Source organism: Halopseudomonas sp. SMJS2, assembly GCF_029866945.1.
GTDB classification, from domain to species: domain Bacteria; phylum Pseudomonadota; class Gammaproteobacteria; order Pseudomonadales; family Pseudomonadaceae; genus Halopseudomonas; species Halopseudomonas bauzanensis.
On record NZ_CP123445.1, the window covers coordinates 2,029,973 to 2,053,085 of the forward strand.

Genomic DNA, 23,113 nt, shown 5'->3' on the forward strand with positions numbered 1-23,113 from the left:
ACAGGCAGGAGGCACGGTGAACGAACCGGTTCTGGCTTTACTCCTCGGCACTTTGATTATCCTGGCGATCATCGCTGCGAACGGCTATTTCGTCGCGCAGGAATTCGCCTACATGGCGGTCGACCGCACACGGCTCGCCGCGCGTGCCGCCGAGGGCGACGCCGCGGCGAAGCGCGCGCTGGCGGTAACCCGTCGCACCAGCTTCATGCTGTCGGGTGCCCAGCTTGGCATTACCGTCACCGGCCTGCTGGTCGGGTTTGTCGCCGAGCCACTGGTCGGAGAATCGCTCGGCCAACTACTCGGTGGCGTCGGCATTCCGACCGAGGTGGGCGTTACTGTCGCGACGGTGTCGGCATTGGCGTTGGCGACCATCATCCAGATGGTCTTCGGCGAACTGTTTCCGAAGAACCTCGCCATCGCCAACGCCGATCCGCTCGCACGCAGTCTGGCGCGCTCCACACTGATCTACCTCACGGTGTTCGGCTGGCTCATCGGCTTCTTCGACAAATCCGCCAACCTGTTTCTGCGGGCGTTACGTATCGAACCGGTACATGACCTCGATGTGAGCGTCTCGGCCGATGACCTGCCGCACATCATTGCCGACTCCCGCGAAAGCGGCGATCTGCCCCACGAGCTGTCGCTCATGCTGGACCGCATTCTCGACTTTCCCCAGCGTGACGTTGAACACGCGATGATTCCCCGCTCACAGGTGGACTGGCTGCGGCCCGAAACCACCCTGGAAGAACTGCGCGAGCTCATGGCCAGCGGGCATACCCGCTATCCGGTGATCGATGAAGATACCCCGGTGGGCGTAGCCCACCTGGCCGACGTGCTGGCGCGCCTATCCACCGGCAGTCCCGACGAGACCGTCGCCTCGGTGATGCGACCCACTGCGGTACTGCCCACGCTGATGCCTCTGCCCGATGCCCTTGCCCAGTTGATTCGCACCAGCAACCAATTGGCCTGTGTCATCGATGAGTATGGTGGCTTCGCCGGCGTGCTCACCCTGGAGGATCTGGCTGAAGAAATCGTCGGCGAAATCACCGACGAACATGACGACCAGACCGGCGACCATCTCATGTCCCATGACGATGGCAGCTGGATAATGGACGGCGACGTGCACCTCGACGAGGTCGAGCGCGCCATTGGTTACGATTTGCCGCGCGGGGATGAAGTTGAAACCGTAGCCGGCCTGCTCATCGCTGAGCTGGGCGCATTACCGGTGGAAGGCGCCACCGTGACTATCGACCTGCCCGTTGATCCCTCCGAAGTCATTGCCACGGCACCGGTTCTGCGCCAGCTGGTGGTTGATGTGTTGCGGGTCGAGCGCTATGTCCCGACCCAGGTACGCGTGCGGTTACTTGAAACGACGATAGAGGACAGCCCATGAATGATCCGCTGATCGTCATCCTTGTGACCATCGCGCTCATTGTCATGAGCGCCTTCTTCGTCGTCATCGAATTCGCCCTGCTCGGCGCTCGGCGGCATCGTCTTGAAGAGCTTGCCGGCAGCAGCGCCTCAGCGCGTGCCGCGCTGCGCGGCATGAACGACCTGACCCTGATGCTCGCCGGAGCGCAGCTGGGTATCACCTTCTGCACCTTCGCTTTGGGTGCGGTGACCAAACCAGCCGTCGATAGCTGGCTCGGCCCCTTGTTTACCCTCTGGGGAATGCCCGAATGGGCCGCCGGCGGGGCCGCGTTCGCCCTGGCCCTGTTCATCGTGACCTTCCTGCACCTGGTGGTTGGCGAAATGGCGCCCAAATCCTGGGCCATCGCTCACCCCGAAAGGTCTGCATTGACGATTGGCATCATCGCGCGGGCCTATACCTGGCCGTTGCGCCCGCTACTGCGCTGGATCAATCGGATCGCCAACTGGCTGGTGAAGGCAGCGGGTGTCGAACCGGTCGAGAGCGCGGCCGTTGGCGGGCAGGATATTGCCACCATCCGGCAGCTCGTCGAACATTCAGCGAAAGTCGGCACGCTCAAGCCGCACGTGCAAGAGCAGATATCGAGCCTTATCGATCTGGGTGCCATGCCCGTGGAGGCCCTGCTGGCAGAGGGTACGGTGCCAACGCACGTTCCCAATGGCGCAACGGTAGCCGATGTTCGCGAAGCGGCCAGCCAGTCGGGCCACCTGCGTATCCTCGTGCTCGGCACCGATGACGCTGCGCCGCTGGTTGTCCACCTGCGTGACACCCTGCTCGAACCGGATACCCGCCCCGCGCATGAACTTGCCCGACAAGCCTTCGTGCTCGATGCGAAAACCCCTGTCTACGAGTCCCTCGCCCGCATGCGCAAATCAAGCGTGCAGCTCGCCGTCATCATGACCGACGGACGCATGCGCGGTGTCGTTACCCTCGCCGATATCCTGCCGCGGATACTACCGATAGCCAGCCCCGCACAGTAAGCGACGCAATGCGCTCGCCCCCAAGGGCGAAGCGCATTTGCTCAGCGATACATCCAGAAGTTGGGATGGTCTTCGACCAAGGCCGCCTTGGGCTTGGTACGGGTATGAATAAAGATTCGCTTGAGAATATCCATAGTAAAACGCTCCGTAGACTGTATTGGATGGCGCTATCTTAGGCAGCTCGGACAAATAACCAAAATCAATCGATTCTATCGTGCTGATTACCAAACCCATCTGCGCCGCGTTCAATGACTGCATTGCGTAAAACCAAGTAAACCCTCCTTTACAAACCACTTCTGCCCCTGGCAATGCCATATGCTGAGCTTGCTTGGGCGAGAGCCGGAGCTGGAGCTGGATCTCCCACAAAGTTCGCTCACCGAGGAATTCCACCCGCCGGCGCTGCTCTAAGCCTTATCAGAACGAGGGTATCACCATGAGATTACGCCACCTTTTTATCAGCCTGTTCGCCGTAGCGGCCTTGCTGGGCTCCATGGCCCAAGCCGCTGAAAGACCTTATGCCCCCGGTAAATCCCAGGAACACCGCAAGGCGTTCAAACACCATCAGCAACAGCGGGACCATCACCGCGACCAGATGCTGCGCCGTGACCATAACCGCCACGGCCAGCAACATCCGGGCTCCGGCTATCGGCCACGGGACCACGCCCGGCCACCCAGTCACCGGCAGATCTACGAACAACGCCACCAGTATCGGGCACCCGACCGCAGCCAGCTGCGCCGCCAGATCCATCGGAACCGACATCATATCGGCCGCGGCCCGGCTCTACCGCCCCGCGCCCGCCTGATCACCGGCCGCCCCATCCCCCACGGCTGGGGCCAGCGCCTGCCCCATCAGCATGTACGACACCTACCCCACTACCCCGGCTACGAATGGCATCGCTCCGGCAGCAACCTGGTCCTGGTAGCCGTCACCACCGGCCTGATCTACACCATCGTGGAGAATGTACTGAACTGAGATACTTTCCCAGAAAAGGGCCGGGTTCCATCCTGCCCCGGTGATTCAGACAGCACAGAGCAAGCCAACCTGGGACGGTCGAGCACCAGCTCGACCAGCGGTGGTTCAGGTAACCTAGTTGTCGAGCTGGTGCTCGACAATCCCAGGGGTGCTGAAAGAGGGTCGGGTTCCATCCGGCCCCGGTGATTCAGACAGTACCGAGCAAACCAACCTGGGACGGTCGAGCACCAGCTCGACCAGCGGTGGTTCAGGTAACCTAGCTGTCGAGCTGGTGCTCGACAATCCCAGGTGTGCTGAAAGAGGGCCGAGTGCCATCCAGCCCCGGTGATTCAGACAGCACCGAGCAAACCAACCTGGGACGGTCGAGCACCAGCTCGACCAGCGGTGATTCAAGTAACCTAGTTGTCGAGCTGGTGCTCGACAATCCCAGGTGTGCTGAAAGAGGGCCGAGTGCCATCCGGCCCCGGTGATTCAAACAGCACCGAGCAAGCCAACCTGGGACGGTCGAGCACCAGCTCGACCAGCAGTGGTTCAGGTAACCTAGTTGTCGAGCTGGTGCTCGACAATCCCAGGTAACCTCTCCAACTACGCGGCTTGCGATGCGACACGGGCTGCCTCTAACATCAGGGCATTCCCCTCGCCTCCCGGATCAAGATGAAAGCCCCCGCCAAACGCCCGGCCTTCCTGCTGTTCTTCCCCCTGGCCGCTGTCCTGGCCGCTATCGTCGTGCCGTTGTCGGTCTGGGCGGTGCTGTCGGGCAGTGGCTGGCCGCCGGGGCTGCTGGGTAGCGGTCATGGGCATGAGCTGATCTTTGGCTTCGCCCTGGCATTGATTGCCGGCTACACCCTTGGCAACCAGCCGCGACAAGTCCTCTACCCGCTGATCGGCCTATGGCTGGCGGCCCGCCTGGCCTGGTTGCTGATGCCGGAGAGCTGGCTCGCCCTGCTACTGTCCCCGACCTTCGCCCTGCTCCTGGCCTGGCACGTGGTGCCGCGATTCAACGCGGCGAAGAAGTGGCGCAACAAGATCACCGGCCCGCTGATCCTGACGATCTGCCTGCTGCCCATAGCCTGGCTGGGGCTGCTCATCGCCTGGCGTTACCGGCCCGAGCTGGCACGCCAACTGCCGCTGGATACCCAGCGCCTGCTGCATACCGGCGTACTCTGCCTATTGCTGCTGATGATGTTCATGGGCGGGCGCATTATCGCTCCGGCGGCGGCCGTCACCCTGGAGCGCCAGGGACGTGAGCCCAGGGCCCGGCTGCAACCGCATATGGAATCGACGCTGATCATTCTGTTGGGGCTGGCTATTTTGCCGCTGCTGCTGCCCTGGCTGAGCGACGCGGTCAGCTATCGCTGGTCCGGCCTCTGCCTGATTGCCGCCGGCGCGGTGCTGGCGGTGCGTTGTCTGCGCTGGGAATTGTGGCGCTGCGGCGAGCGGCCCGACCTGCTGGCTTTCGGCATCGGTTACGCCTGGCTGGCGCTCGGCAGTATTGCCAGCGGGGTTGCCTTTATCAATCAGCACGCCACCGCACCGGCATTGCACCTGATCACCATCGGCGGGCTGGGCACCCTGTCCACCGGGGTGATGCTGCGGCTGTATTTCCAGCGCAGCAGTAAAACACCGCCGAGTACCGGCTGGGTCTGGAGCATTACCGGGTTGATCGCCATCGCCGCGGTACTGCGCTATTTCAGCGGCCCGGCGGCCTTTGCCCAGCCGCTGTTGCTAAGCCTGTCCGCGACCACCTGGGCGCTGGCGTACCTGGCCCTGACGGGGAAGATGCTCAGCCTGGGCCGCACCCTCTGACCCCGGTCACTCCGCAGCGCCAGGCGTTTCGGCGCGGGTCCACGTAGAGGTACGGCCAAAAATAGGCGCGCCGACAAAGCCACGCAACTTGAGCACGTCAGCGCCATCCAGGGTGATCTTGCCCTGGTAGGTCTTGCCGCTTTCCGGATCGTATACCTTGCCGTTGTCCCAGGTCTTGCCATCGCCGGTCGGCTGCATGTCCCACAGAATGCGCAAGCCCTGTACCGGGCGATCACGCAAGGTCTCGTCGGGGTTGTGCTGATCAAGCTTGGGTTGTCCGCTGCTGTCCATCGGCTCGGCCAGCCACACCAGCTCGCCACACAGCTTGTCGCCGCAGGGGCTGACTTCCACCTGTCCCTGATTGTCTTCGGTATTCCATAATCCGACTGGCTGCGCCAGCGCCTGAGTTGAACCCAGCACTCCGGCAACCATGACGGACGCGCCCAGAATCTGCATTAGACCTTTCATGAATCGTTCCTTTGCTGTCGAACGGCCATTCTACGACAGGATGACCAGCCGGTTGGGCAACTCGTTGCGCTCATGGGTGGCCGGCACCGCCTGGCGCAACTCCGCACCACAGGCCTCGATGCAGACCAGAAAGCCCTCCAGCGTTTTGCCCTGGCGCACATGGGCGGTGAAATCGGCAATGATCGACTCCCAGACGCTGTCATCGATCCGTTGGGAAATGCCCCGGTCCACCATGATTTCCACGTAGCGCTCGGCATCGGAAACGAAGATCAGCATGCCCGTCGCATCGCTGGTGTGATGCAGCCCCAACTGAATGAACTGCCGGTGGGCCAGATTACATGCACGCCAGTGCCGCACCGAGCGCGGGATCAACCGGGTAGTCACGCCCGGCATGCGGAACACCAGCGCCAGCACGATGAAGGTCAGCCACTGCGTCAGCAACAGCCAGCCGCTGCTCAACCAACCGGTCAGCACCACCAGAATGCCCGGCAGCAATAACGCCGCCAGCCCGGCCCACAGCAGTGGAATGTAATGGTAGTCATCCGCTTGCGCGGCCAGCACCGTCACCACCTCGGCATCGGTATGTTGTTCGATGCGGTCGATGGCTTCCGCGACCTGTTGCTGTTCATCCTGCGTCAAAAGTGTCATTGCCTGTCCCTTGTCTGCATCACCAGCCACCCGAAGCGCCGCCGCCACCAAAGCCGCCGCCACCGCCGCCGAAACCGCCACCGCCACCGCCCATGCCGCCACCGCGGCCCATACCACCGAGCAGGGCGCCGGCCAGCACTGCACGCCCGAAACGTCCCCGGCCGCCACGACCACCGCCGATGAGAAACAGGATAATCATGAAAAAGAAGGTCAGCCCGCCGATCAGGGGCGCCGGAGGACGCTCACCCGTCGCCCCGGTCGATGAACGCAGCGGATCGCCGCCCAGCACCTGGATCATGGCTTCGGTGCCGGCAACGATCCCGCCTTCGAAGTCACCCCGGCGGAACGCCGGAGTCAGAATCTGGTTGATGATGATCGAGGACTGGGCGTCAGTCAGGCGCCCTTCCAGCCCGTAGCCCACCTCGATCCGCATGCGCCGGTCATCCCGGGCAACAATCAGCAGCGCGCCATTGTCCTCGCCCTGCTGACCTATGCCCCATTCGCGGCCCAGCTGTACACCGAACTCCTCAATGCTGCGCCCCTGCAGATCGGGCACCGTGACCACCACAACCTGCTCGGTGGTGGCCTGCTCATGGCCGGCCAGCATCTGGGTCAATTGCGCTTCCACCGGCGCGCTGAGCAGCTCCGCCTGATCGACCACCCGGCCAGTCAAGGTCGGCAGGGTCAGTTCCGCGGACGCCTGCTGAGCCGATGCACCCGCAGCCCAGCACAGCAGCCCCAGCGCCAGCAGCCGGAACCACCTCATTCGAACTGCACCTGCGGCGCCTGCTCAGCGTTCTCCGTGGTGGCTTCGAAGTTTTCCCGGATCGGCATATCGCTGTACATCAGGCTATGCCAGATGCGGCCCGGGAAGGTGCGGATCTCGGTGTTGTATTGCTGCACCGCGCCGATGTAGTCGCGGCGGGCCACGGCAATGCGGTTTTCCGTTCCTTCGAGTTGCGATTGCAGCGCCAGAAAGTTCTGGTTGGATTTGAGGTCAGGATAGCGCTCGGACACCGCCATCAACCGACTCAGCGCACCGGTCAGCTGCGCCTGGGCCTGTTCGAAGGCCTGCATTTTGGCCGGGTCATCCAGATCATCCACCGACACCTGAATCGACGTCGCGCGCGCCCGCGCCTCGACTACTGCGGTTAACGTCTCCTGTTCCTGGCGGGCAAACCCCTTCACCGTTTCCACCAGGTTGGGGATCAGGTCGGCACGGCGCTGATACTGGTTCTCCACCTGCGCCCAGGCGGATTTCACCTGTTCGTCATAACGGGGAATATTGTTGATACCGCAGCCGGCAACCAGGCTGCTGAGCAGCACCAGAACAGCTACCTGCCAGATACCGCGAAATGATGTAGAAACCATGTTCTTTTCCATCCATTGACGTTGTACAAGTGACATTCAGGCGATACGGGAGTTCAGCAGCGCCTCAGCCCGGTTTCACCACCCACTCCGGATCTTCGAACTCGCCGATGGGGCGGATCTCGCAGAAGGGGGCGGCGCTCTTGATGATCGCCGCCACCGTAGGATTATGACGCCCTTCCATCGCGTCCCGCTGCGCCTTGCTGTCCCAGCTGGCGATCGCGATCAGGGTATCAGGATCGCCGATCTTGCGATGCAGCTCGGTCCCGCGCGCACCCGGCGCCTGCTGGATGATTTCACTGGCCCGCACCCAGGCGTCGGCGTAGTCCTCGGCTTTGTGACCCTCTTTAATGTGAACCTCGAAAATGTATTTCATGCAGCCCCGCACTCCGGTCTGGCCAATGTTTTCCTCAGTCTAGGCCAAGAACGTCGAAAACTACCTGGAACATGCAAACCACCCGCTTGTCTGCTTTACTGAGCGTACTCAACTTTCAGAGGAAGGAGATTGACAATGGGCTGGATCGTATCCCTGATCATTGGCGGTATCGTTGGCTGGTTGGCCAGCATCATCATGAAAACCAACGCCCAGATGGGCATCATTGCCAACGTGCTGGTAGGTATCGTCGGTTCCTGGCTCGGCTTCTGGATCGCCGGCATGCTGGGCTTTGCCGAAGGCGGTTTGATCATCCGGCTTATCATCGCCATCGCCGGTGCAGTACTGCTCATCTTCATCCTCAGGGCGCTGGGCATTTTCAAACGAACCTGATCCCAACTCGCGCGCGGGCTCGGGCTTAACACCCAGCCCGCGCTCGCCTTTTGAGGTGTAGCGCCCTGGTCCGCAAACGGCTGCTACGCCTGCGGACCCGCGACAACCCAACCCATCCCCATCTGATGACCTGCCCCCGCCAAACAGGTACAATTGTCGGCTTTGACCCGTTTACCCAACAGAAGCCGAGTCCCATGTCCAGCAATGCCACTCCCCGCCAGATCCTCGTTACCAGCGCCCTGCCCTATGCCAACGGTTCGATCCATCTGGGGCATATGCTTGAATATATTCAGACCGACATCTGGGTACGCTTCCAGAAGCTGCGTGGCAACCAGTGTGTGTACGTCTGCGCTGATGATGCCCATGGCTCGGCGATCATGTTGCGGGCCGAAAAGGAAGGCATCACTCCCGAGCAACTGATCGACAACGTCAAGGCGGAACACACCGCCGACTTCGCCGACTTCCTGGTGGATTTCGACAATTATTACTCGACTCACTCGGAAGAAAACCGCGAACTGTCCGAGCTGATCTACAACCGGCTCAATGCCGCCGGCCACATCAACACCCGTTCGGTCACCCAGTATTTCGATCCGGAAAAGGGCATGTTCCTGGCCGATCGTTTCATCAAGGGTACCTGTCCCAAGTGCGCGGCCGAGGATCAGTACGGTGATAACTGCGAAAAGTGCGGCGCCACCTATGAGCCCACCGAGCTGAAGGACCCGCGCTCGGCTATCTCAGGCGCCACGCCGATTCTGAAGGACTCCAAGCACTTCTTCTTCGCCCTGCCTGATTTCCAGGACATGCTCAAGGAATGGACCCGCAGCGGCACGCTGCAGGACGCCGTGGCCAACAAGATCAACGAATGGCTGGAATCCGGTCTGCAGGAATGGGACATCAGCCGTGACGCGCCCTACTTCGGCTTCGAAATCCCCGGCGAGCCGGGCAAGTATTTCTATGTCTGGCTGGACGCCCCGGTCGGCTACATGGCCAGCTTCAAGAACCTCTGCGCCCGTCGTCCGGAGCTGGATTTCGACACCTTCTGGAGCAAGGATTCCACCGCCGAGCTGTACCACTTCATCGGCAAGGACATCATCAATTTCCACACCCTGTTCTGGCCCGCCATGCTCGAAGGCGCCGGCTTCCGCAAGCCGACGGCGGTGAACGTACACGGCTATCTCACCGTGAACGGCCAGAAGATGTCCAAGTCCCGCGGCACCTTCATCAAGGCGCGCACCTACCTGGATCATCTGTCGCCGGAATACCTGCGTTACTACTACGCCGCCAAGCTCGGCCGTGGCGTCGAGGACCTTGACCTGAACCTGGAAGACTTCGTGCAGAAGGTCAATTCCGACCTGGTCGGCAAGGTGGTCAACATCGCCAGCCGCTGCGCGGGCTTTATCCACAAGGGCAATGCCGGCGTGATGGTCGCGGCCAACCCGGCGCCGGAACTGACCGACGCCTTCATCAGCGCCACCCCGTCCATTGCCGAAGCCTACGAGAAACGCGACTTCTCCCGCGCCATGCGCGAAATCATGGCTCTGGCCGACAAGGCCAACGCCTGGATCGCCGACAAGGCCCCCTGGGCGCTGAACAAGCAGGAAGGCAAACAGGACGAAGTGCAGGCGATCTGCTCGCTGGGCATCAACCTGTTCCGCCAGCTGATCATCCTGCTCAAGCCGGTACTGCCAACCCTGGCGGCCGACGCCGAAGCCTTCCTCAATGTCGAGCCGCTGTGCTGGGACGACCTGGGCAGCATGCTGGCCGACCATCAGCTCAACGCCTTCAAGCCCCTGCTGACCCGCATCGAGCCGGCCAAGATCGAGGCCATGGTCGAATCCTCCAAGGAAGACCTGGCCGCAGCCGCCACCGATACCGGCGCGGCGCCAACGGGTAATGGCGAGCTGGAAAAAGACCCGCTGGCTGACGAGATCGACTTCAACACCTTCGCTGCGGTCGATCTGCGTGTAGCGCTGATCGAGAAGGCCGAGTTCGTCGAAGGCGCGGACAAACTGCTGCGCCTGACGCTGAACATCGGCGATGCTACCCGCAACGTGTTCTCCGGCATCAAGAGCGCCTATCCTGACCCGAGCAAGCTCGAAGGCCGACTGACGCTGTACGTGGCCAACCTGGCGGCGCGCAAGATGAAGTTCGGCGTCTCCGAGGGCATGGTGCTGGCAGCCGGTCCTGGCGGGGAAGAAATCTATCTGCTGAGCCCGGACGAAGGAGCCAAACCGGGGCAGCGGGTGCGGTAAACGAGACCACCCATGACTGAATTCATCCTGATCCTGCTCAGCACCATCCTGGTGAACAACTTCGTGCTGGTGCAGTTTCTCGGGCTGTGTCCGTTCATGGGTGTTTCCGGCAAGCTGGAGACGGCCATCGGCATGTCCATGGCCACCACCTTCGTGCTGACCCTGGCCTCCATTCTCAGTTACCTGACCTACCAGTACATCCTGCTGCCCTTCGAGCTGGAATTCCTGCGCACCATTTCCTTCATCCTGGTGATCGCCGTGGTCGTGCAGTTCACCGAGATGGTGGTGCACAAGACCAGCCCGCTGCTGTACCGCGTACTGGGCATCTTCCTGCCGTTGATCACTACCAACTGCGCCGTGCTCGGCGTGGCGCTGCTGAACACCAACCGGGCCGAGCAGACCTTCCTCAAGGCCGCGACCTACGGCCTGGGTGCGGCGATGGGCTTTTCCATGGTACTGATCCTGTTCGCCGGGTTGCGCGAGCGCTTGGCCATTGCTGATGTACCCGCCCCCTTCCGTGGCGCGGCCATCGGCATGATCACTGCTGGACTCATGTCCCTGGCCTTCATGGGCTTCACCGGGCTGATCAGGATCTGAGCATGTCGATCATCCTTACCGCGGTAATCATTCTGCTGGCCCTGGCGCTGATCTTTGGCGCGCTGCTGGGCTATGCCGCGATCCGCTTCCGGGTCGAAGGCGATCCCGTGGTCGAGCAGATCAACGCCCTGCTGCCCCAGACTCAGTGTGGCCAATGCGGCCACCCCGGCTGCAAACCCTACGCGGAAGCCATCGCCAATGGCGAGCCGATCAACAAGTGCCCACCGGGCGGCGAAACCACCATTCAAGCCCTGGCCGACCTGCTTGACGTGGAAGCCCTGCCGCTGGATGGCGAACACGGCGAAGAAAAGCCGCGCACGGTAGCATTCATCCGCGAGGCCGAATGCATCGGCTGCACCAAGTGCATCCAGGCCTGCCCGGTGGATGCCATTCTCGGCGCAGCCAAGCACATGCACACTGTCATCGCCGATGAATGTACCGGGTGCGACCTGTGCGTGGAGCCCTGCCCGGTGGACTGCATCGACATGCTGCCCGTTGCCGTCACCCCGCAGAACTGGGGCTGGGACTTCCCGCGCCCGGCGTATCAGGTGATTGCCACCGATGCCCAGCGAGGCGCCGCCTGATGACTGCCCAACCGCGCATCTGGGATATCCCCGGCGGCATCCATCCTCCGCAGAACAAGGCCCAGTCCACCGCCCGCGGACTGGAACAGATGCCGTTGCCAGCCCGGCTTATACTGCCGCTGCTGCAACACATCGGTAACCGGGCCATGCCTGTGGTCCAGGTCGGTGAGCGAGTACTCAAGGGCCAGTTGATTGCCGAGGCCAACGGGCCGATCAGTTGCCCGCTGCATGCGCCGACTTCGGGCATCGTCCGCGCCATCGAGCCCGCCCCCTACCCGCACGCCTCGGGGCTGGCCGAGTTGGCGATCGTGCTGGAAAGCGACGGGCAGGATGAGTGGGCCGAATTACAGCCGCTACCCGATTACCGCGATATGCAGCCCCTCGAACTGCTCGAACGTATCCGCGCGGCCGGCATCAGCGGCATGGGCGGCGCGGGTTTCCCCACAGCGGTCAAACTCGCCTCGCGCCCGGACCACCACATCGACACCCTGATCATCAACGGTACCGAGTGCGAGCCCTATATCACCGCTGACGACATGACCATGCGCCACCGGGCGCCACAAGTCGTTGCCGGTATCGATGTGCTGATGCACATCCTCAAGCCGGATCAGGTACTGATCGGCATCGAGGACAACAAGCCCGAGGCCATCGCCGCCATGCGCGAGGCAGTGGGCGAGCGGCCGATGCAGGTGATGGTGCTTCCCACCAAATACCCATCGGGCGGCGAAAAGCAGCTGATCCAGATCCTCACCGGCAAGGAAGTACCCAGCGGCGGCCTCCCGGCGGAGATCGGCATTCTCTGCCAGAACCTCGGCACCGCCCTGGCAGTGCATGATGCCGTGCTGCTCGGCCAGCCCCTGATCAGCCGCATCACCACCCTGACCGGCGCCGCACTGGAGCGTCCGACCAACGTTGAAGCGCTGATCGGCACCCCGATAGCGGAGCTGCTGGCCTTTGCTGGTCTGCGCCAGGCGCAGTTGCACCGTCTGGTCATGGGCGGCCCGATGATGGGCTTTACCCTGCTCGACAGCAGCGCGCCCATCATCAAGACCAGCAACTGCCTGCTGGCCGGCACCGTAGATGAGCTGCCGCCACCACCGCCGGCGCTGCCCTGCATCCGCTGCGGTCTGTGTGCCGAAGCCTGTCCGGCGGAGCTGCTTCCCCAGCAACTGCACTGGTTCGCCATGGGCAAGGATTACGAGCAGCTGCAGCGACAGAACCTCTTCGATTGCATCGAATGCGGCGCCTGCGCCTATGTCTGCCCCAGTAGCATCCCGTTGGTACAGTATTTCCGCGCCGGCAAGTCGGAAATTCGCACCATCGAACTGCAACAGAGCCGCGCTGAGCACTCCCGGCAACGCTTCGAGCAGCGTCAGGAGCGGCTCGAACGCGAGGCCGAACAGCGAGAGCTGGAGCGCCAGGCACGCGCCGAGAAGGCCGCCCGTGCCAAAGCCGCCCGGGAAGCACAGGCAGCCCAGCAGCAGGCCGAACAGCACGAGCCAACCACCGAGCCCAAGCCCGCCGAGCCGGATCTGGCGCGTATCCAGTCGCGCAAGGTCACCACCCTGAGCGCCGAGCAGAAGCAACTGAAGATCGCCGCCGCCACCGCCCGGATGGCATTGCAACGGGCGCAGAAGCAGTTGACCGCCAACCCGGACAACGCCGATCTGCAAGCGCAGATCCCGGCCCTGGAGCAGGCCTTCGCCCAGGCGCAACAGGCGTTCGATGAGCAGATGTCCGACCAGGAGAAGCAATAATGGCGGCCCCCATGAGCTCGCCCCACGCCCAGGGCAGCAACCGCACCCGGACCATCATGCTCCAGGTGCTGGGCGCGACGTTGCCGGGCGTCGCGTTGATGACCTGGTTCTTCGGCTGGGGTACGCTGATCAATATCCTGCTGGCCAGCGCCTGCGCCATCGGCTTCGAGGCCGCCATCCTGCGCCTGCGTCGCCGCCCGATCGGCTTCTACCTCAACGACGGCAGCGCCCTGGTCACCGCCTGGCTGCTGGCCCTGGCCTTGCCGCCTTATGCGCCCTGGTGGCTGGTACTGGTCGCCACCGGCTTTGCCATCACCTTCGGCAAGCACCTGTATGGCGGCCTCGGTCAGAACCCATTCAACCCGGCCATGCTCGGCTACGCCATGGTGCTGGTGTCCTTCCCCATGGAGATGACCAGTTGGCCGGTATGGCGCGGCATCGAACAACTGCAGCCGGCGTTCTCCCCCACCTTGGGGCTGATCGAAGGGCTGCAGCGCGTATTCACTCCCGGTAGTGCACCGGCGGATGGCTGGGCCACCGCCACCGCGCTTGATTTGCTGAAAAACAACACCGCGCTGACCATGGCCGAGCTGCAGCAAGCACAGCCGGCCTTCGGCAGCATGGCGGGTCGCGCCTGGGAATGGGTCGCCCTCGCCTATCTGGCCGGCGGCCTGTATCTACTCTACCGCCGCATCTACAGCTGGCACGCACCGGTGGGTATGCTCGGCGCGCTGACGGTGATGAGCCTGCTGTTCTGGAACGGCTCCGGCTCAGCCTCCAACGGCTCGCCGCTGTTTCATCTGCTCGGCGGCGCTACCATGCTCGGCGCCTTTTTCATCGCCACCGACCCGGTCACCAGCGCCACCAGCAACCGCGGACGACTGGTATTCGGCATCGGCATCGGCGTTCTGGTCTATGTGATTCGCGTGTGGGGCAACTATCCCGATGCGGTGGCCTTCGCCATGCTGCTGATGAACCTCTGCGCACCGACTATCGACTACTACACCACCCCGCGCACCTACGGCCACCGCAAGGCCAAGCGCGGCCTGGGCAAGGGAGCGGAATGACATGGATCCTGTGACGACGCCCAGCCGCTCGGTACTGCGCAACAGCCTGATTCTCGGCCTGTTCGCCATCTTCACCGTCGGCCTGATCGCCGTGATCCAGCAGGGTACCGAGCAACTGATCATCGCCGAACAGCAGCGCATGCAGATGCGCGCACTGAATGAGATACTGCCTGACGACCAGCATGACAACGAACTGCTGGACGATGCTTTCAGTATCGATGACCGCACCCATCTGGGCCTGCCCGGCCCCGCCACCGCCTGGCGTGCTCGACAGGGCGGCCAGGTGTCGGCAGTAATCCTGCCGGTGGTGACCATGGACGGCTACAGTGGCCGCATTGACCTGCTGGTGGGTATTCGCGCCGATGGCGAGCTGGCCGGCGTACGCGTGGCCAACCACCGGGAAACCCCCGGCCTGGGCGACAAGCTGGAACTGACCAAGGCTGACTGGATCCTCAGCTTCAATGGCAAGAGCCTGACCATGCCCGCGCCCGAGGGTTGGGCGGTGCGCAAGGACGGTGGCGACTTCGACCAGTTCACCGGCGCCACCATCACCCCGCGCGCCGTGGTGCAGGCGGTACACAAGGCGCTCATTTATTTCAGCGAGCACCGCGACACCCTGCTGCAATTGACGCCAGAGGAGCCTGCCCATGGCTGACAAGAAGCTGTCCGAACTGACCGCCGATGGCCTGTGGCACAACAACCCCGGGCTGGTACAGCTGCTTGGTCTGTGCCCGTTGCTCGGCGTCAGCAGCACCGCAGTCAATGCCCTGGGCCTGGGCATCGCCACCATTCTGGTGTTGGTCAGCTCCAATGTTGCCGTATCGCTGATCCGCAGCGCCGTGACGGACGCCGTGCGCCTGCCCGCCTTCGTCATGATCATCGCCTCGGTCACCACCTGCATCGAGCTGCTGATGCAGGCCTATACCTATGAACTGTTCCTGATTCTCGGCATTTTCATTCCGCTGATCGTCACCAACTGCGTCATCCTCGGCCGCGCCGACGGCTTCGCCGCGAAGAACCCGCTGCTACCTTCCGCTGTGGACGGTTTCATGATGGGTCTGGGCTTCGCCCTGGTATTGCTGGTGCTGGGTATGCTGCGCGAGTTGCTCGGTCAAGGCACCCTGTTCGCCGACATGCACCTGTTGCTCGGCCCGATGGCTGCCGACTGGACCCTGGTGGTCTTCCCCAATTACAAGGAAGTGCTGTTCGTCATTCTGCCGCCCGGCGCCTTCCTGGTCATGGGGCTGCTGATTGCCCTGAAGAATGTCATCGATGCACAGATCAAGGCCCGTGCCGCGACCCGCGACAGTGCGCCCGTCGCTGCCGGCAGCAAGCGCGTGCGCGTTACCGGAACCATCAACTGATCATGAATAAAGAAAAACGCTACGAAATCTTCCGCCGCCTGCGCGAAGACAATCCCCACCCGACCACCGAGCTGAATTTCAACTCGCCCTTCGAATTGTTGATCGCTGTCATCCTCTCGGCCCAGGCTACCGATGTGGGCGTCAACAAGGCCACCGACAAGCTGTTTCCGGTGGCTAATACCCCCGAGGCCATCTATGCCCTGGGTGTCGACGGCCTGTCCGAATACATCAAGACCATCGGCCTGTTCAACAGCAAGGCCAGGAACGTCATCGAGACCTGCCGCCTGCTGATCGAACTGCACGGCAGTCAGGTACCGGACAACCGCGAAGCCCTCGAAGCGCTGCCCGGCGTCGGTCGCAAAACCGCCAACGTGGTGCTCAACACCGCTTTCGGTCATCCGGTCATGGCCGTGGACACGCATATCTTCCGTGTCAGCAACCGCACCAACATCGCCCCCGGCAAGACAGTGCTGGAAGTCGAGAAGAAACTCATGCGCCATGTGCCCAAGGAATTTCTGATCGACGCGCATCACTGGCTGATTCTCCATGGCCGCTACGTATGCCGCGCCCGGACCCCGCAGTGCGGTAGCTGCCGCATCGAAGACCTGTGCGAATACAAGCACAAGACATCAGATTGACACCAGCTTGACTTTTCATCTCGCCCATAAAAAAATCTATTTCCGCTTCCCTGAGACTCCCGCTATAAGGTGCGCAAATGGCATCTTCAATAGCGGAGTGGAGTTATGGCCAAAGCGAAAAGCGATATTGAACTGGACGAAGACGACTTCAGCGTCGAGGATGATGACGCCCCTGAAACCGATAATGACAACAGCAAGGCAAGCTTGACCAAGCGCCGCCAGATCGATAACTATCTGGAAGAACGCCGCCTGCAAAAGCAACTGTCCGACTACGATTTCGACCTCGATTGATCTGATTGAAACGGTCGATCAGCCCGATTGACAAAGTTATGTTCTGAATTGTGCGTGGTGCACTTAAGATTGCGGAAACAGCAATGATTCCCATTTAGAGTGCACCATGACCAAAACCCTTACCTTCGCAGTAATGCATTTCACCATCGCCTTCGGTGTAGTCTACGCCATCACCGGCAGCGTTCTGCTCGGCGGAGCGGTGGCGCTGATCGAACCGACGCTCAATACCGTCGCCTTCCACTTCCATGAGAAAGTCTGGCAACGCGTGGAACGCCGCCGCATCATCCAACCCGGCCTCAACCTCCCCCCGATTTTTCGCGCCTGACAAACTCCCGCCCCTCTTCGCGGGTAAGCCCGCTCCCACAGAAAAACCAGTTACCGGAGAGCCCCATTAGGAGCTACCTTCAGTGGGAGCAACACGGAGTTCCGGCCAGAAAGGAACTAAATGCAATCAATTTGGGTATAGTTCATCAAGCCAACCGGGAATGTGCTCATGAATCGATACCTGCTGTTTTGCATTATCTTGTTTCCCCTGCTGGGTAACCTTGCCCAGGCAGATGATAACTTCACCTACCCCGTGGACAACGCCTTCCTGGCGACCATCGCGGGTACGCCTTCGGCTCTAGCCGCGCCGGTGCCTGCGGAAGTGGATGTTCGCCAGACCGACCTCGCCGTCACCGTGATTCCCGAACGTTACCTGCCACCGGTACTGTCCCGCTATCGGCAACTGCATTACCGCCTGGCCTGGCAGGACAAGCCCGCCCCGTTGGTATTTCTCATCGCCGGCACCGGCTCCGGCTACAGCAGCCCCAACCTGGACTACCTGAAGCGTGTCTTCTGGCAGGCCGGCATGCACGTTATCGTATTGTCTTCACCCACCAACCACGACTTCATCGCCGCCGCCTCACGCAGCGGCCTGCCGGGTCTTGGGCTGAGTGATGCCCGCGACCTGCACACTGCCATGTCCATTGCCGCCGAACATGCCCGCCACAAAAAGGGCCTGGAGATCACCGAATACCGCCTGGCCGGTTTCAGTCTCGGCGCACTCAACGCCGCCTTCGTTGCCCATCTCGATGAAGAGCTCCAGCAGTTCAATTTCACCCGCACCCTGTTACTCAACCCGCCGGTCGATCTTTACGCCTCGATCACCCGCCTGGATGCCCTGGCGCGCACGCAGATTGATGGCGTCAGCAGCGGTAACAGCTTCTACGAGCATATCTTCGAGAAGCTCGCGCGCCACTTCGAGAGCGGCGTAACCGACATCGAAAGCAGCCTGTTTGCGGATATCCAGCGGTCCGACAATGCCCTGACCGATCCGGAACTGGCCATGCTGATCGGCGCGGTATTCCGCTTCGCTGCCGCCGACCTGAACTTCATGGCCGACGTCATTACCGAGGGCGGGCGCTACTCCCCGCCGCATGAAGAGCTCAAGGTCAGCACCTCGTTGACGCCTTATCTGCGCCGGGCGCTGTTCTGCGACTTCGGTTGTTATCTGGAAACCCAGCTGTGGCCGGTCTGGAGCAGCAACAACAAAGGCAAGACCATGGAAGACATGGCTTGGGAAACCAGCCTTTACAGCATTGAGCCGTTTCTCCGGACCAACCCGGATATCGCGGTGCTGACCAATGCCGACGACTTCATCCTGACCGAGGAAAACTATCACTTCCTCGCCGACACCTTCGGCGAGCGCGCCTTCTTGTATCCCCGCGGCGGCCACGGCGGCAACCTGCGACACCGGGATGTGGTTCTGCAGATGTTGAAATTCATGGGAGGGAACGCACAATGATCCGACTCAGCCCCAGCCTGCTCGTCGCCGGCACCCTGCTGACCAGCCTGGCAGTGCACGCACAGACTACCGAGACCGAGGGCAGCCGCGACACGCTCGAACGCTCCGGCGTTGCAACTCAGGCGCAAACTGCCAATGCCGTACCCTCATACCGTGACGCACTCGATGGCCTGACCATCGATACCGAAGGCACTAACTATCAGTTCGAGCGCTCCAGCCTGGATGCGCTGAAAATCCATGACCCCATCGAAGGCTTCAACCGTCGAGTGTATCGTTTCAATGGTCAGTTCGATGAGTACGTCTATCTGCCAGTGGTAGGCGCCTATGAGTGGGCCACGCCGCGCTTCGTGCGCACCGGCGTATCCAACGTCTTCGCCAACCTCGCCGACGTGCCCAACCTGGCCAACAGCCTGGCCCAGGGCAAACTCAAGAAAGGCGCGCGCACCACCGCTCGGCTGCTGTTCAATACGACCCTCGGCGTACTCGGCCTGTTCGACGTCGCCAAGGCCATGGGCCTGCCCCAGGAATCGGAAGACTTTGGCCAGACCCTGGGTTTCTACGGCGTCCCTACCGGGCCCTACCTGGTCCTGCCCCTGCTCGGCCCCTCCACCCTGCGTGACACCGCCGGCAAAGCAGTGGATTGGTCCATCGAAGACGCCGCCGCATACCTCGACAACCGCCGCTACATGAACCAGCACCCCTGGTCATACGGCCTCTACGCCGTCAACCTGCGCTACATCAACGGCTTCCGCTACGGTTCGTTGGACAGCCCGTTCGAGTATGATCAGGTTCGGTATTTCTACATCAAATTGCGGGAATTGCAGATTCGGCGGTAGGCACAGGCAGCAAGCCCGAGTTTTATTGTAGGAGCGGCGCCCCGCCGCGCGCCTGGGAGCATCGAGTTACCCTCGACCCTAAGAACGCAGGCCCCCTGGGACGGTCGAGCACCAGCTCGACCAAACGTCTCCGGCAACTCCCCGGTCGAGCGGGTGCTCGACCATCCCAGGAAAACCATCCAGTGCCTCAAACCCGGAAGATAATATGCTCTTCCCAGTCATCATCAGCCACACTCCCCTCAGCTATCATCCGCCCGGCCTGGGAAATACCTGATTTGTGAACGGCATCCCGATCACCACACACCAGATGATGCCACGGCGGCAGGTCCTCGCCCTCGGCTACCAGCCGATAGGCGCACGTCGGCGGCAGCCAGGCGAATTCTTCCGCCGTAGCCGGGGTCAGTTGTACGCAATCGGGCACGTGCTTGCGCCGGTTCGTATAATCACTGCACCGGCAGCTGTTCAGGTCCAGCAGCTTGCACGCCACCCGTGTGTAATAGATAGACGCCGCATCATCCTCATCCTCCAGCTTCTGCAGGCAACACAGCCCGCAGCCATCGCACAGAGACTCCCACTCCCGCTGGTCCATCTGCTCCAGCGTCTTGCGCTTCCAGAAAGCTGTCACGCGCTGCGCCATGGTCAGCCTTCCTCGCCCAGAGCATCCGCCAGCCAATCCAGCAACTGGCTCAAACTGAACGGCCAATCCAGTTCCGCCCCGGTATCTTCCCGACGCAGCACTGGAATCCGCAGCTCATACCGCGCCAGCAACTCCGGCGACTCGATGATATCCACCTGCCGCACGACAATGCCGTTGCCCTCCAGCGGACGGGTCAGGTGCAGGCATTCCTCACACAGATGGCAGGCAGTGGTTCCAAACAGGGTCAACACAGTCATGGCAATTCCGAAAGCAGGCGGGACAGCGCACATTCTACCCCGGAACGAACACCGGCTGAATGGCTCAGCGCTCTTGGCAGCCCAGCGGCGTTATCCCATACTCGACTGATCTGACTGGAGGCTCTATGGATTGGCAAACACTGTTGTGTCGCGAACGATTGGGCAAACCTGCCGCCAGCGCCGAAGAACTCGGCCGCACTCCCTTTCACAAGGATCACGACCGGGTGATCTTCTCCGGCGCCTTCCGCCGCCTGGGCAAGAAGACCCAGGTGCATCCGGTATCGAGCAATGACCACATCCACACGCGCCTCACCCACAGTCTGGAAGTCAGTTGCGTAGGGCGCTCACTGGGCATGCGCGTCGGCGAGATGCTGCGCGATGAATTACCGGACTGGTGCGCGCCAGCCGACCTGGGCGTTATCATCCAGGCCGCCTGCCTGGCCCATGACATCGGCAATCCACCTTACGGCCACTCCGGCGAAGACGCCATCCGCCACTGGTTCCACAAGGCCGCGCGGCAAGGCTGGCTTGATCCGCTGAACGACGCCCAGCGGCTGGACTTTCTCAACTTCGAGGGCAATGCCCAGGGCTTTCGTGTACTCACCGAGCTGGAATACCACCAGTTCGACGGCGGCATGCGCCTGACCTACGCCACCCTCGGCGCCTATCTGAAATACCCCTGGACATCGCAACACGCCGACAGCCATGGCTACAAAAAGCACAAGTTCGGCTGCTATCAGGCTGAATACCCGCGGCTGGTGCAGATCACCGACAAGCTCGGCCTGCCCCTGCAGAGCGACCAATGCTGGGCCCGCAGTCCGCTGGTCTATCTGGTCGAAGCGGCTGATGACATCTGCTACGCGCTGATCGATCTGGAAGACGGCATGGAAATGGAACTGCTCAGCTACAGCGAAGTGGAGCGCCTGTTGCTGGATCTGGTCGGTGACGACCTGCCGGAAACCTACCGCCAGCTCGGCCCCCGCGACTCTACCCGGCGCAAACTCGCAATCCTGCGCGGCAAAGCGATCGAGCATCTGGTCAATGCAGCGGCCGAGACCTTCATCGAACAGCAACCTGCCCTGCTATCCGGCACCTTGCCGGGCGACCTGGTAAGCCATATGCCCGAAGCCGCCCAGCGCTGCGTGCTCGAAGCCAAAAGCATCGCCCGCCACAAGATATTCCAGGACAAGCGCAAGACCCTGCATGAGATCGGTGCCTACAGCACCTTGGAGACATTGCTTGAAGCCTTCTGCGGCGCAGTCAACGAGCAGCAGTCAGGCCAGAACCTGAGCTTCAAGCACAGACGGATTCTGGATCTGCTGGGCAATAATGCCCCGAGGGAAGATTGGGATCTGTACGCCAGTTATATGCGTGTCATTGACTTCATTGCCGGCATGACAGATCTGTATGCGGCGGATATGGCTGCCAGGATCAGAGGCATCAACCCAGGTTGATACCCGGACAAGGCCGGCGGGCTTCCCCTGGGAGTGTCAAGCACCAGCTTGACACAGGTGTACCTACCACCTCCGCGGTCGAGCTAGTGCTCGACCATCCCAGGGGAGCCCCAAACATCCCAAGCCACCCCCTGGGAGTGTCAAGCACCAGCTTGACACAGGCATACCCGCCACCTCCGCAGTCGAGCTAGTACTCGACCATCCCAGGGTCCACCCCCCCGGACATCCCAAGCCACCCCCTGGGAGTGTCAAGCACCAGCTTGACACAGGCGTACCCGCCACCTCCGCGGTCGAGCTAGTGCTCGACCATCCCAGGGACATCCCAAGTCAGCCCCTGGGAGTGTCAAGCACCAGCTTGACACAAGGGTACCCGTCACCTCCGCGGTCGAGCTGGTGCTCGACCATCCCAGGGCTCAGCCCCCCGGACACTCAAGTCAGCCCCCTGGGAGTGTCAAGCACCAGCTTGACACAGGGGTAGCTGTCAACTCCGCGGTCGAGCTGGTGCTCGACCATCCCAGGGACATCCCAAGTCAGACCCTGGGAGTGTCAAGCACCAGCTTGACACAGGTGTATCTGCCACCTCCGCGGTCGAGCTGGTGCTCGACCATCCCAGGGACATCCCAAGTCAGCCCCTGGGAGTGTCAAGCACCAGCTTGACACAGGTGTACCCGTCACCTCCGCGGTCGAGCTGGTGCTCGACCATCCCAGGGTTCAATCGCCGCGACTGGGGGACAACAGTTCGATCTTGTAGCCATCCGGGTCTTCAACAAAGGCCAGAATGCTCGCGCCGTGCAGCATCGGGCCGGCTTCACGGACCACCTTGCCACCACTCGCACGGATCTGCTCGCAGGCCTTGTACACATCATTCACCTCAATGGCAATGTGCCCATACCCGTTACCCAGGTCATAACTCGCGGTATCCCAGTTGTGGGTCAGCTCCAGCACCGAGTTCTCCGCCTCATTGCCAAACCCGACAAAAGCCAGAGTAAAACGCCCCTCCGGATAATCCTTGCGACGCAGCAGGGTCATCCCCAGCACTTCGGTATAAAACGCAATGGACTTATCCAGATCGCCCACACGGAGCATGGTATGCAATAAGCGCATGCTGATTCTCCTCAGGTTGGTTATCACGGCAGCAGCCTGCCCGGTGCCAACACA

General features: G+C 61.9%; 25 protein-coding genes and 1 pseudogene. 18 read left to right on the forward strand and 8 right to left on the reverse strand.

Features of this window, described 5'->3' with window-relative positions:
• Nucleotides 1-16 precede the first annotated feature (16 nt).
• From QAO71_RS09445 to QAO71_RS09460, 4 genes are all read left to right on the forward strand, one after another.
• On the forward strand, nucleotides 17-1,390 hold the full coding sequence (locus QAO71_RS09445) for a hemolysin family protein (protein WP_136869568.1): 1,374 nt from the start codon (nucleotides 17-19) through the stop codon (nucleotides 1,388-1,390).
• The gene (locus QAO71_RS09450; RefSeq protein ID WP_136869569.1) at nucleotides 1,387-2,406 is read left to right on the forward strand and encodes a CNNM domain-containing protein; all 1,020 of its coding nucleotides are present in this window, start codon (nucleotides 1,387-1,389) and stop codon (nucleotides 2,404-2,406) included. Before QAO71_RS09445 ends, QAO71_RS09450 begins: the two co-directional genes overlap by 4 nt.
• Nucleotides 2,407-2,839: 433 nt before the next feature.
• Nucleotides 2,840-3,379: an anti-virulence regulator CigR family protein gene (locus tag QAO71_RS09455; protein ID WP_136869570.1), complete on the forward strand. Its 540-nt coding sequence runs from the start codon at nucleotides 2,840-2,842 to the stop codon at nucleotides 3,377-3,379.
• Between the two features lie 654 nt (nucleotides 3,380-4,033).
• Nucleotides 4,034-5,185 carry an NnrS family protein gene (locus QAO71_RS09460; RefSeq protein ID WP_136869571.1) on the forward strand — a complete coding sequence of 384 codons (1,152 nt, stop codon included), beginning with the start codon at nucleotides 4,034-4,036 and terminating at the stop codon, nucleotides 5,183-5,185.
• 6 nt (nucleotides 5,186-5,191) lie between these two features.
• Here QAO71_RS09460 and QAO71_RS09465 read toward each other — a convergent pair whose 3' ends face one another.
• The 5 genes from QAO71_RS09465 to QAO71_RS09485 form a co-directional block, all read right to left on the reverse strand.
• Nucleotides 5,192-5,653, reverse strand: a complete 462-nt coding sequence (locus tag QAO71_RS09465; protein ID WP_280164229.1) for a DUF2147 domain-containing protein — start codon at nucleotides 5,651-5,653, stop codon at nucleotides 5,192-5,194.
• 30 nt (nucleotides 5,654-5,683) lie between these two features.
• On the reverse strand, nucleotides 5,684-6,301 hold the full coding sequence (locus QAO71_RS09470) for a TPM domain-containing protein (RefSeq protein ID WP_280164230.1): 618 nt from the start codon (nucleotides 6,299-6,301) through the stop codon (nucleotides 5,684-5,686).
• Nucleotides 6,302-6,320: 19 nt separating this feature from the next.
• Entirely contained in the window at nucleotides 6,321-7,067 is a 747-nt protein-coding gene (locus QAO71_RS09475) for a TPM domain-containing protein (protein ID WP_036989537.1), read from the reverse strand.
• Nucleotides 7,064-7,672: a LemA family protein gene (locus QAO71_RS09480; protein WP_136869573.1), complete on the reverse strand. Its 609-nt coding sequence runs from the start codon at nucleotides 7,670-7,672 to the stop codon at nucleotides 7,064-7,066. Before QAO71_RS09480 ends, QAO71_RS09475 begins: the two co-directional genes overlap by 4 nt.
• A gap of 64 nt (nucleotides 7,673-7,736) precedes the next feature.
• Nucleotides 7,737-8,045: an antibiotic biosynthesis monooxygenase gene (locus QAO71_RS09485; protein WP_036989535.1), complete on the reverse strand. Its 309-nt coding sequence runs from the start codon at nucleotides 8,043-8,045 to the stop codon at nucleotides 7,737-7,739.
• A gap of 135 nt (nucleotides 8,046-8,180) precedes the next feature.
• On the opposite strand from QAO71_RS09485, the gene QAO71_RS09490 reads away from it, so the two are divergent.
• The 13 genes and pseudogenes from QAO71_RS09490 (at nucleotide 8,181) to QAO71_RS09550 (ending at nucleotide 19,607) form a co-directional block, all read left to right on the forward strand.
• Nucleotides 8,181-8,435 (forward strand): GlsB/YeaQ/YmgE family stress response membrane protein, encoded by a 255-nt coding sequence (locus QAO71_RS09490; RefSeq protein WP_036989534.1) that lies wholly within the window; start codon nucleotides 8,181-8,183, stop codon nucleotides 8,433-8,435.
• Between the two features lie 194 nt (nucleotides 8,436-8,629).
• A complete protein-coding gene (gene metG / locus QAO71_RS09495) occupies nucleotides 8,630-10,687 on the forward strand; it encodes a methionine--tRNA ligase (RefSeq protein ID WP_036989533.1) in 2,058 nt (685 codons plus the stop codon).
• A 12-nt stretch (nucleotides 10,688-10,699) separates the two neighbouring features.
• A complete protein-coding gene (gene rsxA, locus QAO71_RS09500) occupies nucleotides 10,700-11,284 on the forward strand; it encodes an electron transport complex subunit RsxA (RefSeq protein ID WP_280164231.1) in 585 nt (194 codons plus the stop codon).
• Nucleotides 11,285-11,286: 2 nt separating this feature from the next.
• The gene (gene rsxB, locus QAO71_RS09505) at nucleotides 11,287-11,868 is read left to right on the forward strand and encodes an electron transport complex subunit RsxB (RefSeq protein ID WP_280164232.1); all 582 of its coding nucleotides are present in this window, start codon (nucleotides 11,287-11,289) and stop codon (nucleotides 11,866-11,868) included.
• Nucleotides 11,868-13,550, forward strand: a pseudogene (gene rsxC, locus QAO71_RS09510) (electron transport complex subunit RsxC); the annotation flags it as partial. The gene rsxB and the pseudogene rsxC, both read left to right, overlap by 1 nt.
• A gap of 74 nt (nucleotides 13,551-13,624) precedes the next feature.
• Entirely contained in the window at nucleotides 13,625-14,692 is a 1,068-nt protein-coding gene (gene rsxD, locus QAO71_RS09515; RefSeq protein ID WP_280164233.1) for an electron transport complex subunit RsxD, read from the forward strand.
• A gap of 1 nt (nucleotide 14,693) precedes the next feature.
• Nucleotides 14,694-15,347, forward strand: a complete 654-nt coding sequence (rsxG, locus tag QAO71_RS09520; RefSeq protein WP_280164234.1) for an electron transport complex subunit RsxG — start codon at nucleotides 14,694-14,696, stop codon at nucleotides 15,345-15,347.
• Nucleotides 15,340-16,056: an electron transport complex subunit E gene (locus QAO71_RS09525; protein ID WP_036989528.1), complete on the forward strand. Its 717-nt coding sequence runs from the start codon at nucleotides 15,340-15,342 to the stop codon at nucleotides 16,054-16,056. The genes rsxG and QAO71_RS09525 overlap by 8 nt, the downstream gene beginning before the upstream one ends.
• A 2-nt stretch (nucleotides 16,057-16,058) precedes the next feature.
• Nucleotides 16,059-16,694: an endonuclease III gene (gene nth / locus QAO71_RS09530; RefSeq protein WP_036989526.1), complete on the forward strand. Its 636-nt coding sequence runs from the start codon at nucleotides 16,059-16,061 to the stop codon at nucleotides 16,692-16,694.
• 105 nt (nucleotides 16,695-16,799) lie between these two features.
• Nucleotides 16,800-16,985 carry a hypothetical protein gene (locus QAO71_RS09535; protein ID WP_136869577.1) on the forward strand — a complete coding sequence of 62 codons (186 nt, stop codon included), beginning with the start codon at nucleotides 16,800-16,802 and terminating at the stop codon, nucleotides 16,983-16,985.
• Between the two features lie 106 nt (nucleotides 16,986-17,091).
• The gene (locus QAO71_RS09540) at nucleotides 17,092-17,310 is read left to right on the forward strand and encodes a DUF2061 domain-containing protein (protein ID WP_136869578.1); all 219 of its coding nucleotides are present in this window, start codon (nucleotides 17,092-17,094) and stop codon (nucleotides 17,308-17,310) included.
• A gap of 168 nt (nucleotides 17,311-17,478) precedes the next feature.
• Nucleotides 17,479-18,771 (forward strand): serine/threonine protein kinase, encoded by a 1,293-nt coding sequence (locus QAO71_RS09545; protein ID WP_280164235.1) that lies wholly within the window; start codon nucleotides 17,479-17,481, stop codon nucleotides 18,769-18,771.
• Nucleotides 18,768-19,607 carry a VacJ family lipoprotein gene (locus QAO71_RS09550; RefSeq protein ID WP_280164236.1) on the forward strand — a complete coding sequence of 280 codons (840 nt, stop codon included), beginning with the start codon at nucleotides 18,768-18,770 and terminating at the stop codon, nucleotides 19,605-19,607. Before QAO71_RS09545 ends, QAO71_RS09550 begins: the two co-directional genes overlap by 4 nt.
• A gap of 187 nt (nucleotides 19,608-19,794) precedes the next feature.
• On the opposite strand, the gene QAO71_RS09555 is transcribed toward QAO71_RS09550, so the two are convergent.
• On the reverse strand, nucleotides 19,795-20,244 hold the full coding sequence (locus tag QAO71_RS09555) for a YcgN family cysteine cluster protein (protein WP_280164237.1): 450 nt from the start codon (nucleotides 20,242-20,244) through the stop codon (nucleotides 19,795-19,797).
• A gap of 2 nt (nucleotides 20,245-20,246) precedes the next feature.
• Nucleotides 20,247-20,501, reverse strand: coding sequence for a glutaredoxin family protein (locus QAO71_RS09560; protein ID WP_280164238.1), 255 nt, complete (start codon nucleotides 20,499-20,501; stop codon nucleotides 20,247-20,249).
• Nucleotides 20,502-20,626: 125 nt separating this feature from the next.
• On the opposite strand from QAO71_RS09560, the gene QAO71_RS09565 reads away from it, so the two are divergent.
• The gene (locus QAO71_RS09565; RefSeq protein ID WP_280164239.1) at nucleotides 20,627-21,955 is read left to right on the forward strand and encodes a deoxyguanosinetriphosphate triphosphohydrolase; all 1,329 of its coding nucleotides are present in this window, start codon (nucleotides 20,627-20,629) and stop codon (nucleotides 21,953-21,955) included.
• 711 nt (nucleotides 21,956-22,666) lie between these two features.
• Here the strand turns inward: QAO71_RS09565 and gloA are convergent.
• Nucleotides 22,667-23,059: a lactoylglutathione lyase gene (gene gloA, locus QAO71_RS09570; RefSeq protein ID WP_280164240.1), complete on the reverse strand. Its 393-nt coding sequence runs from the start codon at nucleotides 23,057-23,059 to the stop codon at nucleotides 22,667-22,669.
• Nucleotides 23,060-23,113 lie beyond the last annotated feature (54 nt).